General features: G+C 54.1%; 14 protein-coding genes. 7 read left to right on the top strand and 7 right to left on the bottom strand.

Annotated features, from left to right (window positions below):
• The first annotated feature begins 258 nt into the window (after positions 1-258).
• The 5 genes from frdA (at position 259) to blc (ending at position 4,183) form a co-directional block, all read left to right on the top strand.
• The gene (gene frdA, locus ACX1CU_RS01880) at positions 259-2,055 is read left to right on the top strand and encodes a fumarate reductase (quinol) flavoprotein subunit (protein WP_459400972.1); all 1,797 of its coding nucleotides are present in this window, start codon (positions 259-261) and stop codon (positions 2,053-2,055) included.
• Positions 2,048-2,782, top strand: a complete 735-nt coding sequence (locus tag ACX1CU_RS01875; protein ID WP_459400971.1) for a succinate dehydrogenase/fumarate reductase iron-sulfur subunit — start codon at positions 2,048-2,050, stop codon at positions 2,780-2,782. The genes frdA and ACX1CU_RS01875 overlap by 8 nt, the downstream gene beginning before the upstream one ends.
• 16 nt (positions 2,783-2,798) lie before the next feature.
• Complete coding sequence (gene frdC, locus ACX1CU_RS01870) at positions 2,799-3,191, top strand: fumarate reductase subunit FrdC (protein WP_459400970.1); 393 nt, start codon at positions 2,799-2,801, stop codon at positions 3,189-3,191.
• Between the two features lie 12 nt (positions 3,192-3,203).
• Positions 3,204-3,563: a fumarate reductase subunit FrdD gene (gene frdD, locus ACX1CU_RS01865; protein WP_459400969.1), complete on the top strand. Its 360-nt coding sequence runs from the start codon at positions 3,204-3,206 to the stop codon at positions 3,561-3,563.
• A gap of 86 nt (positions 3,564-3,649) precedes the next feature.
• The gene (gene blc, locus ACX1CU_RS01860) at positions 3,650-4,183 is read left to right on the top strand and encodes an outer membrane lipoprotein Blc (RefSeq protein WP_459400968.1); all 534 of its coding nucleotides are present in this window, start codon (positions 3,650-3,652) and stop codon (positions 4,181-4,183) included.
• Here blc and sugE read toward each other — a convergent pair.
• Both sugE and efp read right to left on the bottom strand, forming a co-directional pair.
• A complete protein-coding gene (gene sugE, locus ACX1CU_RS01855; RefSeq protein ID WP_459400967.1) occupies positions 4,177-4,494 on the bottom strand; it encodes a quaternary ammonium compound efflux SMR transporter SugE in 318 nt (105 codons plus the stop codon). The genes blc and sugE overlap by 7 nt on opposite strands.
• Before the next feature lie 194 nt (positions 4,495-4,688).
• Positions 4,689-5,255, bottom strand: coding sequence for an elongation factor P (gene efp, locus ACX1CU_RS01850; RefSeq protein ID WP_459400966.1), 567 nt, complete (start codon positions 5,253-5,255; stop codon positions 4,689-4,691).
• A gap of 44 nt (positions 5,256-5,299) precedes the next feature.
• On the opposite strand from efp, the gene epmB reads away from it, so the two are divergent.
• Positions 5,300-6,328: an EF-P beta-lysylation protein EpmB gene (gene epmB, locus ACX1CU_RS01845; RefSeq protein WP_459400965.1), complete on the top strand. Its 1,029-nt coding sequence runs from the start codon at positions 5,300-5,302 to the stop codon at positions 6,326-6,328.
• Positions 6,329-6,386: 58 nt separating this feature from the next.
• Here the strand turns inward: epmB and ACX1CU_RS01840 are convergent, their stop codons facing one another.
• From ACX1CU_RS01840 to ACX1CU_RS01820, 5 genes are all read right to left on the bottom strand, one after another.
• On the bottom strand, positions 6,387-6,731 hold the full coding sequence (locus ACX1CU_RS01840) for a DUF4156 domain-containing protein (RefSeq protein WP_459400964.1): 345 nt from the start codon (positions 6,729-6,731) through the stop codon (positions 6,387-6,389).
• 228 nt (positions 6,732-6,959) lie between these two features.
• Positions 6,960-8,588 (bottom strand): methyl-accepting chemotaxis protein, encoded by a 1,629-nt coding sequence (locus ACX1CU_RS01835; RefSeq protein WP_459400963.1) that lies wholly within the window; start codon positions 8,586-8,588, stop codon positions 6,960-6,962.
• A 210-nt stretch (positions 8,589-8,798) separates the two neighbouring features.
• The gene (groL, locus tag ACX1CU_RS01830) at positions 8,799-10,442 is read right to left on the bottom strand and encodes a chaperonin GroEL (RefSeq protein ID WP_459400962.1); all 1,644 of its coding nucleotides are present in this window, start codon (positions 10,440-10,442) and stop codon (positions 8,799-8,801) included.
• A gap of 44 nt (positions 10,443-10,486) precedes the next feature.
• On the bottom strand, positions 10,487-10,783 hold the full coding sequence (locus tag ACX1CU_RS01825; protein ID WP_076943083.1) for a co-chaperone GroES: 297 nt from the start codon (positions 10,781-10,783) through the stop codon (positions 10,487-10,489).
• 199 nt (positions 10,784-10,982) lie between these two features.
• Positions 10,983-11,474: an FxsA family protein gene (locus ACX1CU_RS01820; protein WP_459400961.1), complete on the bottom strand. Its 492-nt coding sequence runs from the start codon at positions 11,472-11,474 to the stop codon at positions 10,983-10,985.
• Between the two features lie 494 nt (positions 11,475-11,968).
• On the opposite strand from ACX1CU_RS01820, the gene aspA reads away from it, so the two are divergent.
• Positions 11,969-13,405, top strand: coding sequence for an aspartate ammonia-lyase (aspA, locus tag ACX1CU_RS01815; protein WP_459400960.1), 1,437 nt, complete (start codon positions 11,969-11,971; stop codon positions 13,403-13,405).
• Positions 13,406-13,427: the final 22 nt, after the last annotated feature.

Genomic DNA, 13,427 nt, shown 5'->3' with positions numbered 1-13,427 from the left:
AATGAGATAAATAAGAGTTAAAGGGCTGCCAACCCCTTATTTTTACAGGAATGCCTCTCGCCCAGCAGTTAAAAGGCAAAACAATCGATCACATCAAATTTCTACTACTTAACTTTAGGTATAGTGATACCCCTATATTCGCTGGGAGTTATCTATCCTTAGTGTTCAGTCAAATGACCGGCTTACCCGAAAGTTTTATAAATATTAAGTATAGATATTTTCATTTTGTCGTTTTAACAAGACTACTGGAGGAATGCAGTGCAAACCTTTAACGCCGACCTAGCCATTATTGGCGCAGGGGGAGCAGGTTTACGGGCAGCAATCGCCGCAGCGGAAGCCAATCCCCAACTCAAAATCGCGCTAATATCTAAAGTTTACCCGATGCGCAGCCATACGGTGGCCGCCGAAGGGGGCTCCGCCGCCGTCACCCAGGCTCACGACAGCTACGACTATCACTTCCAAGACACCGTTGCCGGTGGCGACTGGCTGTGCGAGCAGGATGTGGTTGATCACTTCGTCCACAGTTGCCCGCGTGAAATGGCCCAGCTTGAACTCTGGGGCTGCCCGTGGAGTCGCAAACCGGACGGTTCCGTCAACGTGCGCCGCTTCGGCGGCATGAAGATCGAACGCACCTGGTTTGCCGCCGATAAAACCGGCTTCCATATGCTGCACACCCTGTTCCAGACCTCGCTGAAATATCCGCAAATTCAGCGTTTCGACGAGCACTTCGTGCTGGACGTTCTGGTGGATGACGGCCAGGCTCGCGGTCTGATCGCGATGAACATGATGGAGGGCACCCGCGTACAGATCCGTGCCAACGCGGTGATTATGGCAACCGGTGGGGCTGGCCGCGTTTACCGCTATAACACCAACGGCGGCATTGTGACCGGCGATGGTATGGGAATGGCATTCCACCACGGCGTGCCGCTGCGCGACATGGAGTTTGTGCAGTATCACCCCACCGGCCTGCCAGGTTCTGGCATCCTGATGACCGAAGGCTGCCGCGGCGAAGGCGGTATTCTGGTCAACAAAGACGGTTACCGCTATCTGCAAGATTACGGTATGGGCCCGGAAACCCCGCTTGGTGAGCCAAGAAACAAATATATGGAACTGGGCCCGCGTGACAAAGTGTCGCAGGCTTTCTGGCATGAGTGGCGTGCTGGCCGTACGGTTCCTACGCCGCGCGGTGACGTGGTGTATCTGGATCTGCGCCACTTGGGCGAGAAGAAGCTGCTGGAACGCCTGCCGTTTATCTGCGAACTGGCAAAAGCCTACGTGGGCGTTGACCCAGTCAAAGATCCTATCCCGGTACGCCCAACCGCGCACTACACCATGGGCGGTATCGAAACCGATCAGAACTGCGAAACCCGCATTAAAGGGCTGTTTGCGGTGGGTGAATGTTCCTCCGTCGGCCTGCATGGCGCGAACCGTTTGGGTTCCAACTCGCTGGCAGAACTGGTGGTCTTCGGCCGCGTGGCCGGTGAACACGCCGCACGCCGCGCGCTGGAAAGTGGCCCGGCTAACGGCAGTGCGCTGGATGCACAGGGCCGTGACGTGGAAACCCGCCTCAGCAACCTGATGAAGCAGGAAGGCAACGAGAATTGGGCGAAGATCCGCGACGAAATGGGCCTGTCGATGGAAGAAGGCTGCGGTATCTACCGCACGCCAGAGCTGATGCAGAAAACCATCGATAAGCTGGCAGAGCTGAAAGAGCGCTTCAAGCGCGTCAAAATCACCGACACCACCAACGTGTTCAACACCGATCTGCTGTACACCATTGAACTGGGTTACGGCCTGGACGTTGCCGAATGCATGGCACACTCCGCCTTCAACCGCAAAGAGTCGCGCGGCGCGCACCAACGTCTCGACGAAGGTTGCACCGAGCGTGACGATGTGAACTTCCTGAAACATACGCTGGCGTTCCACAACCCGCAGGGTGCGCCTCGCCTGGAGTATAGCGACGTGAAAATCACCAAGCTGCCACCGGCCAAACGTGTTTACGGCGCAGAAGCCGATGCACAGGAGAAAAAGGATAAGGAGCAGGCGAATGGCTGAGATGAAAACCCTGAAAATCGAAGTGATGCGCTACAACCCGGAACGCGACGCTGAGCCGCATTTCGAGACCTACAGCGTGCCTTACGATGAGCAGACTTCGCTGCTGGATGCCTTGGGTTATATCAAAGATAACCTGGCACCGGACCTTTCCTACCGCTGGTCATGCCGTATGGCCATCTGCGGTTCATGCGGCATGATGGTCAACAGCGTGCCGAAGCTGGCCTGTAAAACCTTCCTGCGCGAATACACTGCGGGCATGAAGGTCGAAGCGCTGGGCAACTTCCCGATCGAGCGCGATCTGGTGGTCGATATGACCCACTTTATCGAAAGCCTCGAAGCGATTAAGCCTTATATCATCGGTAACGATCGTAAACTGGAAGATGGCCCAAGCATGCAGACTCCGGCACAGATGGCGAAATACCATCAGTTCTCCGGCTGCATCAACTGTGGCCTGTGCTATGCCGCTTGCCCACAGTTCGGCCTCAACCCGGAGTTTATCGGCCCGGCGGCGATCACGCTGGCGCACCGTTACAACCTGGATACCCGCGATCACGGCAAAAAAGAACGTATGCCGCAGCTCAACGGCCAGAACGGTGTCTGGACCTGTACGTTTGTTGGCTACTGCTCTGAAGTCTGCCCGAAACACGTCGACCCGGCCGCTGCGATCCAGCAGGGCAAGGTGGAAAGTGCCAAAGACTTCATGATCGCAATGCTGAAACCGCAATAAGGGAGAGGAGACAGCAATGACCACACAACGTAAGCCTTATGTGCGTACCATGACACCGACCTGGTGGCAGAAGCTCGGTTTCTACCGCTTTTACATGCTGCGTGAAGGCACATCGGTGCCCGCCACCTGGTTCAGTATCGTGCTGATCTATGGCGTTTTTGCTTTGAAAGGCGGGCCTGAAAGCTGGGCCGGTTTTGTCGGCTTCCTGCAAAACCCGCTGGTGCTGCTGATTAACATCATCACCCTGCTAGCTGCCGTTCTGCATACCAAAACCTGGTTCGATCTGGCGCCGAAAGCCGCCAATATCGTGGTGAACAGCGAAAAAATGGGGCCGGAGCCGATCGTTAAGGCACTGTGGGGCGTGACGATTGTCGTTACCCTGATCATTCTCGCCGTAGCCTTAATCTAACCCGGAGGAAACATGATAAATCAAACACCTAAACGTTCTGATGAGCCGGTTTTCTGGGGGCTGTTCGGTGCAGGCGGTATGTGGGGGGCGATCGTGGCACCTGCGATCGTGCTGCTGATCGGCATTATGCTGCCCCTTGGCCTGTTCCCCGGTGAAGCGCTGGGCTATGAGCGCGTGCTGGCGTTTTGCCAAAGCTGGATCGGCCGCCTGTTCCTGCTGCTGATGATTATTCTGCCGCTGTGGTGCGGGCTGCACCGTATCCACCATGCTATGCACGATCTGAAAATCCATGTACCAGCCGGTAAATGGGTGTTCTATGGCCTGGCGGCGATCCTGAGCGTTGTCACGCTTATCGGCGTCGTAACCCTGTAAAACCCTTGGCGGCCAGCCTCCGTTGGCCGCCATCCCCGCCCTATGGTATACATCGTTTATCTTCTACTGATAAACAGGTGTTACCCATGCGTTTTTGGTCAAAACTTGGCGTGATGTTATCTGCCGTAATTTCCGTTGCTTGCAGCGTGGCCCCACCGAAAGACATCAAGATAGTGGACAACTTCGACAGCCAACGCTACCTCGGTACCTGGTATGAAATCGCCCGACTGGATCACCGCTTTGAACGCGGCCTGGAACAGGTGACGGCTAATTACAGCCCGCGCGAAGACGGCGGCCTGAAAGTGGTTAACCGGGGATTTAATGCGCAAAAGCAGCAATGGCAGGAGAGCGAAGGAAAAGCCTATTTTATCGGCTCACCGCAGGTTGCCTCGCTGAAGGTGTCGTTCTTCGGCCCGTTCTATGGCGGCTATAACGTGATCGATCTGGATCCTGAATACCGCTATGCGCTGGTTGCTGGCCCGAACCGCGACTACCTGTGGATCCTGTCACGCACGCCAACGCTAGACGCCGCCACGCGCGACAGGTTAGTGCAGGTCGCCAAAGGCTACGGCTTTGATACCTCGGCCCTGGTTTGGGTAAAGCAACAAACCGCTCAATGACTGCTGAATTTCAGCCCTAAAATACCGGCGACGATCAAACATAGGCTGAGAATGCGCATGATATTGGTCGATTCGCCGAGCAACACCATGCCCATTACCGCTGCCCCAACCGCCCCGATTCCGGTCCACACCGCATAGGCGGTACCGGCGGGCAGCGTTTTCATCGCATGAGCCAACAGAACCATGCTAACCACCATGGCCGCGATAGTAATCAGGCTAGGGGTAAGACGGGTAAAACCGTGAGTATATTTCAGGCCAATCGCCCAGACGACCTCAAGCAGGCCAGCAAAAAGCAAAATGATCCACGCCATGAACAGGCTCCAGAACAGATGGGGTCGTCCCCAGGCAACAGATGCGCAGGTGGGTCGTCCCGCCTGGCCGAGTGAAGGCATAAATAATAACCGACATCACGCCTGAAGGCGATGATAGGTTTAGCGAAAAAGGTGCAGATCGGTAACAGGGAGAGGCAGAGAAGCCACAGGCTGTGGCTTCTCTAAACAACGAATTATTTTACGCGGGAAACGTATTCGCCAGAGCGGGTGTCAACTTTGATCACTTCGCCAATCTGCACGAACAATGGCACTTTAACGACCGCGCCGGTGCTCAGGGTCGCTGGCTTGCCGCCGGTACCTGCGGTGTCACCTTTCAGGCCTGGATCGGTCTCAACGATTTCCAGCTCAACGAAGTTCGGTGGGGTCACGGCGATCGGCTGGCCGTTCCACAGGGTCACGATGCACTCCGCCTGATCCAGCATCCACTTGGCGTTGTCGCCAATTGCTTTCTCATCAGCAGCCAACTGCTCGAAGGTTTCGTTGTTCATGAAGTGGTAGAACTCACCGTCGTTGTACAGGTAAGTCAGGTTCATATCCACTACGTCTGCGCCTTCGGCGGAGTCGGTAGATTTAAAGGTTTTCTCAACGCGGCTGCCGGTCAGCAGACGGCGCATTTTTACGCGAGCAAAAGCCTGGCCTTTGCCGGGTTTTACGAACTCGCTGGATTCGATAGCGTAAGGCTCGCCCTCGAACATGATTTTAAGACCCGGACGGAAATCGTTGCTAGAATAAGTCGCCATAACGGCCCTCTGAATATTTATTTAACTGGTAGCTTAGCCAAAAAATGGCACACATTGTAACCCAAAACACGGCGGATAGAGAAGATTGGTTGCATCAACTCGCCGATGTTATTACCGATCCCGATGAATTACTGCATCTTTTATCACTGAATACGCACCCGGAACTGCCGCAGGGGCGCGATGCTCGCCGTCTGTTTGCCCTGCGGGTGCCGCGCGCCTTTGCCGCACGCATGCGGCCCGGCGATGCCAATGACCCGCTGCTGCTGCAAGTGTTGACCGCTCGCGAAGAATTTATCACGGCCCCGGGTTTCACCACCGATCCGCTGGATGAGCAGCGCAGCGTGGTGCCGGGCCTGCTGCATAAGTATCGCAACCGCGCCCTGCTGCTGGTAAAAGGCGGCTGTGCGGTCAATTGCCGCTACTGCTTCCGTCGCCATTTCCCGTATCAGGATAATCAGGGGAACAAAGCGAACTGGCGCCAGGCGCTGGAGTATATCCGCCTGCATCCGGAGCTGGATGAAATCATTTTCTCCGGTGGCGATCCGCTGATGGCTAAGGATCACGAACTGGACTGGCTGATCGCTGAGCTGGAAGCCATTCCACACCTGAAACGCCTGCGGATTCATACCCGCTTGCCCGTGGTGATCCCGGCACGCATTACTGCCGAGCTTTGCCAGCGGCTGTCGGCGTCGCGCCTACAGGTGCTGATGGTGACACATATCAATCACGCCAACGAAATCGACCAGGAACTGCGCGCCAGTATGGCACAGCTGCGCAGCGCAGGCGTTACCCTGCTGAACCAGAGCGTGCTGCTGCGCGGCATCAACGACCATGCAGACACGTTGGCCGCCCTGAGTAATGCGCTGTTTGATGCCGGGATCTTGCCCTACTACATTCACGTACTGGACAGAGTTCAGGGCGCCGCCCACTTTATGGTCAGCGACGACGAAGCGCGCGTGATTATGAAAGGCCTGCTGAGCCAAGTTTCAGGCTATCTGGTGCCACGCTTGGCGCGTGAAGTTGGCGGAGAGCCAAGCAAAACACCACTGGATCTGCGCCTGGTGCAAGGTTGATCAAAAAGAGGAATGCCTAGGCACTCCTCTCAATCTTATGCACGACACCCCGCCAGCATTAGGGGCATTTATACACTTGGCCAATCATTTTGCTGTCGAGCGGTGCAAAACTCGAAAGCAGGTTCTGGCTTGGGCTGCTCGCACCGTAAATCACGTTGCCGCCCATTTCTGCTGCCTTGTTGCGCAGATCGTTGGCTGCACCACGCACTGAGCTGCCTTCACCACCGGTGCCCGAGAGCCAGTTGCTCTGAGTACCCGTCACTTCGCCCATCAACTGGCATTCTGCGGGCGGTTTAGTGTCGGTGAATTTGATTTGCTGACCTGCGGCGGTCAGTTCATTGGAGCTGCTGCAACCTGCCAGCAGCAACGCCGCTGATAGACCCAGTAAGGCTTTAATCCGCATCTTGTTCCCCATATGACGTTGATAATGAGCAAAAGCTTATCAGAAGGGTGGCTCTATACCCAGCGCTGGGTATATCTCTTAAGCATCGTTGCCACTTGGGCCCGATCAACGCCTTAAGCGACAGCCGATGAAAACCCAGTTTACACGCTAAATCAGCCCGGTCTGCAAAATATCATCCAATACAGTGCGGCAGCGCTCGCAAAATCAAAACCCGCGTTAAATTAAAAGTCAGGCCCAATCGGCTTCCAGCACCTCTTTTCCGGTTGTACGCGCAGGCGTGGCCTGCAACCGAGTCTCCAGCAGTTGGAATACCGCTACCGCCTGCGCCAGTACCACCGCCTGCTCTTCCACATTGGCTGCCGTCGTCGCCACTTGCTCCACCAGCGCCGCATTCTGCTGAGTTACCTGATCCATCTGGGTGATGGCTACGCCGACCTGCACTACGCCCTTACTTTGTTCTTCAGAAGCACAGGTGATATTTTCCATGATGACCGTGGCCTTATCCACCGAGCTGACAATATCTGCCATGGTATTACCCGCTTTTTCAACCAGTTGCACCCCTTCGGCGACATCATTGGCGACCCCCATCACCAGAGCGCTGATCTCCTTAGCCGACAAAGCACAGCGCTGTGCCAGATTGCGCACTTCACCCGCCACCACGGCAAAACCACGCCCCTGTTCACCGGCGCGTGCCGCTTCCACCGCGGCATTCAACGCCAGAATATTGGTCTGGAAAGCGATGCTGTCGATCACGTTGATGATATCGCCCACTTTCTGCGCGCTGTTGCTGATCACCTGCATTTTGCTGACCACGCTGCCCATGATTTCGCCCCCTTCGCGGGCAATATTGGCGGTCTGGTTAATCATGCCAGAGGCCTGATTGGCGTTATCGGCGTTCTGCTGCACCGTAGCGGTGATCTGCTCCATGCTAGCGGCGGTTTCGGTCAACGCACTGGCCTGCTGTTCGGTACGGCTGGAAAGATCGGTATTACCCGCTGCAATCTCTTGCGTCCCCAGATTGATGGATTCGACGCCATCACGCACCTGTTGAACGGTTGCCGTCAGTTCGTGCTGCATTTTTTGCAGGCTGGCAAACAGTTGTCCGATTTCATTGCTGTTTTTTACTTCAATCACCTCACGCAGATCGCCACTGCCGATCTTTTGCAGATGCTCGGATATCTGTTGGAGCGGCAGCACCAGGCGATGACGAAAAGCGCGATGAACCCACAGGAATAACCCGATAATCGCCACCAGCGTGCCGGCCAATAAACGGATGAACAGCTGCTGGTTTTGCTGCGCGCTGCTGAGGGCTGCACGATGATTGGCTTCGGTGGCAACCATGTAGTCAGCGAACTGTCTGTCCAGATTCTGCCGCGCCTGGCGTTTCTCTGCGGTTAACTGGTGTAATTCACCGAGTAACGCGGCTACCGGCGTGGTTTCCACCAGCGCGATCTCACGCTTTAACATGGTTTGCTGCCCCAGATAGGCTTTTTTCATCGCCTCCCCCAGTTCGGGGTTGGTCAAGGTCAGCCCTGGAATGGCCCAGTACAAGTCGAAGGCGCGATCGGCAGTGCTCAATTCATTACGCGCATCTGCTAACCCCTGTGGGATATCAACCCGATCGGCGTTCACCATCAGTTCCAACGCCAGATTGTCGATCAGCGTCTGCGTCTGCAACAAAGCCTTCCAGCTGCGGTTGAGGGCGGCCTCTTCTTCTGACAGCGTCCCCATAGTACGGATATTCTGGCCATTCTGGTTGATAAAGTAGAAAGCGATGGTACTGGTTCCCATCGGCATCAGCCCCAATAACGCCAGGATCAGTATCAACCAGGTGGCTATTTTCATATTTTTCAGCATTCATCCTCTCCATTAACATCAAGCGCAACGAGCACCCGCCCTTTCATCGGTATGGTTAATATCGGTCTGCTGAAGAAAGTGTTTATGCCGGAGAGAAAATAAACTGATAGTCACTGAGATTATTAGGGTTACTGGCGATTTGAAGGATAAAAAAAACCCGGCCATATTACTGGCCGGGGTTTTCTAGCACACAGAAGTGTGGGGGGAGGATTACATCATGCCGCCCATGCCACCCATGCCGCCCATACCGGCAGCGCCCATGTCGCCTTTATCATCTTTCGGCAGATCGGTAATCATGCACTCGGTGGTGATCATCAGGCCAGCCACAGAGGCCGCGTACTGCAGAGCAGAACGGGTCACTTTGGTTGGATCCAGGATACCCATCGCGATCATGTCGCCGTATTCTTCGGTGTAAGCGTTGTAGCCGTAGCTGCCTTCGCCCGCTTTCACGTTGTTGGCGATAACAGAGGCTTCTTCACCGGCGTTGATCACGATCTGACGCAGTGGAGACTCCATCGCACGCAGGGCAACTTTGATACCCACGTTCTGGTCTTCGTTGTCGCCTTTCAGGTTAGCGATTTTACCCGCTACGCGAATCAGCGCTACGCCACCACCAGCAACCACGCCTTCTTCAACCGCAGCACGGGTCGCGTGCAGGGCATCTTCAACGCGGGCTTTCTTCTCTTTCATTTCAACTTCAGTGGCTGCGCCAACTTTGATAACGGCAACGCCGCCAGCCAGTTTAGCTACGCGCTCTTGCAGTTTTTCACGATCGTAATCAGAGGTCGCTTCTTCGATCTGCTGACGGATCTGAGTCACGCGGCCCTGAATGGTCTTCTCGTCACCCACGCCATCGATGATGATGGTGGTGTCTTTGTTGATCACGATGCGTTTTGCCTGGCCCAGATCTTCCAGGGTGGCTTTTTCCAGCTCCAGACCGATCTCTTCAGAGATCACGGTACCAGCAGTCAGGGTTGCGATGTCTTGCAGCATGGCTTTACGGCGATCGCCGAAACCAGGTGCCTTAACCGCAGCCACTTTCACGATGCCACGCATGGTGTTAACCACCAGAGTCGCCAGCGCTTCGCCTTCAACATCTTCAGCGATGATCAGCAGTGGTTTACCGGCTTTAGCAACCGCTTCCAGCACAGGCAGCATTTCACGGATGTTGGAGATTTTCTTGTCAGCCAGCAGGATGAACGGGCTTTCCAGTTCGATAGAACCGGTTTCTGGCTTGTTGATGAAGTATGGAGACAGGTAACCGCGATCGAACTGCATACCTTCAACCACGTCCAGCTCATCTTGCAGGCCGGTGCCTTCTTCAACGGTGATAACGCCTTCTTTGCCCACTTTTTCCATGGCTTCTGCAATCAGTTTACCCACGGTTTCGTCGGAGTTTGCAGAGATGGTGCCTACCTGAGCGATTGCTTTAGAATCAGAGCAAGGCACAGACAGTTTTTTCAGTTCTTCTACTGCGGCGATAACCGCTTTATCGATACCGCGCTTCAGATCCATCGGGTTCATGCCGGCAGCCACTGCTTTCAGGCCTTCGGTGATGATGGATTGAGCCAGTACGGTGGCAGTGGTGGTACCGTCGCCTGCAGCGTCGTTCGCTTTAGAGGCAACTTCTTTCACCATTTGTGCACCCATGTTTTCGAACTTGTCTTCCAGTTCGATTTCACGAGCAACAGATACGCCATCTTTGGTGATGGAAGGAGCGCCGAAAGATTTATCCAGCACTACGTTACGGCCTTTCGGGCCCAGGGTTACTTTTACTGCATCAGCAAGAACATTCACACCGCGGAGCATCTTCACGCGAGCATCATTGCCAAATTTTACGTCTTTAGCTGCCATTGGTATTTCCCTTCAACTCGTTCAGTTCAGAAAGATATAAAGCGTTATTTCGCTTCCACAATTGCCAGAATGTCGCTTTCGGACATGATCAACACTTCTTCATTGTCGATCTTCTCTGCTTTCACGCCGTAACCGTCGTTGAAAATTACGATGTCGCCTACTTTCACATCCAGCGGCTGAATGCTGCCGCTTTCCAGAACACGTCCTTTACCGACGGCTACCACTTCACCACGAGTGGATTTACCCGCTGCAGAGCCAGTCAGAACGATGCCGCCAGCAGATTTTGATTCAACTTCTTTGCGCTTGACGATAACGCGGTCATGCAATGGACGAATACTCATTGAACGCTCTCCTGTAAGAAGGTCTCTATCAGATTTAGGGTTGTTCACCGGATTATTGATACCGGCTCCGTGGGATTTGAAATGGGGGCGTTCCATCCCTCTTCAAGGGGCAAGATCAAAAAAATTTTCTTTTTGAGGGAGGAAATTGCTGTCACTGCTAGCAAAAACGCGGCCAAGGTGGCCGCGTTTGGGGGATCAATCAACGATCGTTGGGTTTGTCGCGTTCGTCCGGCTGGTGATCCAGCGTGTAGCGCTCGTCGTCCTTACGCTGGAACTCACCGTCGAAGGTATTGCCATTGGCGGCACCGCCGTTCTGGCCCCAACCAGCCGGGCGATAAACGGAAAGATGCGGCATCAGTTTCAGCGTCAGGGATTTCTGCACCGGCGGCAGTAACAGTAATAAGCCGAGGAAATCGGTGAAAAACCCTGGCACCAGCAGCAAGAACCCTGCCAACACCAGAGAAACGCTTTTCACCATCTCCGCCGCCGGGCTTTCACCCGCCGCCAGCTTTTGCTGCAACTGCATAAAGGTTTTCATGCCCTGATTGCGCACCAGAGACACACCCACGCAGGAGGTAAATACCACCAGCAGCAGGGTAGTCGCCACGCCAAGCACGGCAGCAACTTTGATAAATAACGATATTTCGATGTAAGCCAACAGAAATATTAACAGTAACGGTAACCAGCGCACCGTATTCTCCTATCAGTAGAGTCGGCATACCCACCCAGTGGTGCATACGCGAAAAATAGAGCCTGTAACAGGCTCAGACTGCTGACAAAGCCAGATATTAGGGAGAACGTGCCGAAGGGGTCGTAGCGGCGTAAGCCGCCGGAGCGCCCCTCGGTGCGCTAGGCCCGAGTATCTCGGGCTTAAAAACCACTTTGTCATCAACCTCAGCCTGTAACAGGCTAACCTCTCTAGAATGGGGGCTTTCTGCGGTTATTTCAACCTGACAAATTTTTTATTACTAAACTCATTAAACGTGAAACAGATCACAGAACTCAAAAGCTCTAGTTTTCTGAAACACCAGATAGTGATCTGCGTTCATTCATTTATTACAAAGCAGCATATGATCTGGGCAGCAACAATCGATGCGGTCAATACTTCCGCACTTGAAGCTCTCGGCAACATAACTCCGTTATTAAGCAAATAATTAATTCGGCAGCAACATAGAGAAGGTTCTCATGTCAAACAACATTCGTATCGAAGAAGACCTGTTAGGAACACGTGAAGTACCCGCAGAAGCCTACTATGGTATTCATACTCTGCGTGCGATTGAAAACTTCTATATCAGTAACAGTAAGATCAGCGATGTGCCTGAGTTTGTTCGCGGTATGGTGATGGTAAAAAAAGCCGCGGCACTGGCCAACAAAGAGCTGAAAACCATTCCACGCAAGATCGCCGATACTATCATCCAGGCCTGTGATGAAGTGTTGGACAAAGGCAAATGCATGGACCAATTCCCGGTGGATGTGTTTCAGGGCGGTGCTGGCACCTCGCTGAACATGAACACCAACGAAGTGTTGGCGAACATCGGCTTGGAGCTGATGGGCCACCAGAAGGGTGAATATCAATACCTCAACCCGAACGATCATCTCAACAAATGCCAGTCGACCAACGACGCCTATCCTACCGGCTTCCGTATCGCGGTCTATGCGTCCAACCAGAAACTGATCGACGCCATCAACCAATTACGCGAAGGCTTTGACCGCAAATCCAAAGAGTTTGAAACCATCCTGAAAATGGGCCGTACCCAGTTGCAGGATGCGGTTCCGATGACCCTGGGCCAGGAATTCCGCGCGTTCAGCGTGCTGTTGAATGAAGAAACCCGCAACCTGCACCGCACGGCGGAACTGCTGCTGGAAGTCAACTTAGGTGCTACGGCGATCGGTACTGCGCTCAACACCCCGGAAGGCTACCAGCAATTGGCCGTACAGAAACTGGCGGAAGTCAGTAACCTGGCGGTGGTTCCGGCCGAAGATCTGATCGAAGCCACCTCCGACTGCGGTGCTTACGTGATGGTGCACAGTGCGCTGAAGCGTTTGGCGGTGAAACTTTCCAAGATCTGTAACGACCTGCGCCTACTCTCTTCCGGCCCGCGCTCTGGCCTGAATGAAATCAACCTGCCAGAACTGCAGGCCGGTTCTTCCATCATGCCAGCCAAAGTGAATCCGGTGATCCCGGAGGTGGTGAACCAGGTTTGCTTTAAGGTGATTGGTAACGATATCTGCGTTACCATGGCGGCTGAAGCGGGTCAGTTACAGTTGAACGTAATGGAGCCGGTGATTGGTCAGGCAATGTTTGAGTCAATCCACATTCTGACCAACGCCTGCTACAACCTGCTGGAAAAATGCATTAACGGTATTACCGCGAATAAAGAAGTGTGTGAGCACTACGTGTTCAACTCTATCGGTATCGTGACCTATCTGAACCCATTCATTGGCCACCATAATGGTGACATCGTGGGCAAGATTTGTGCCGAAACCGGTAAGAGCGTGCGTGAAGTGGTGCTGGAGCGCGGGTTGCTGACCGAAGCTGAGCTGGATGACATTTTCTCTGTCGAGAACCTGATGCACCCGGCCTATAAGGCGAAGCGTTATACAGATGAAAACGAACAATAATAGACACATCCGGTAGCCTGAA

The sequence above is a fragment of the Serratia sp. D1N4 genome (assembly GCF_054552755.1).
This window is presented reverse-complemented; position numbering and strand designations above follow the sequence as displayed.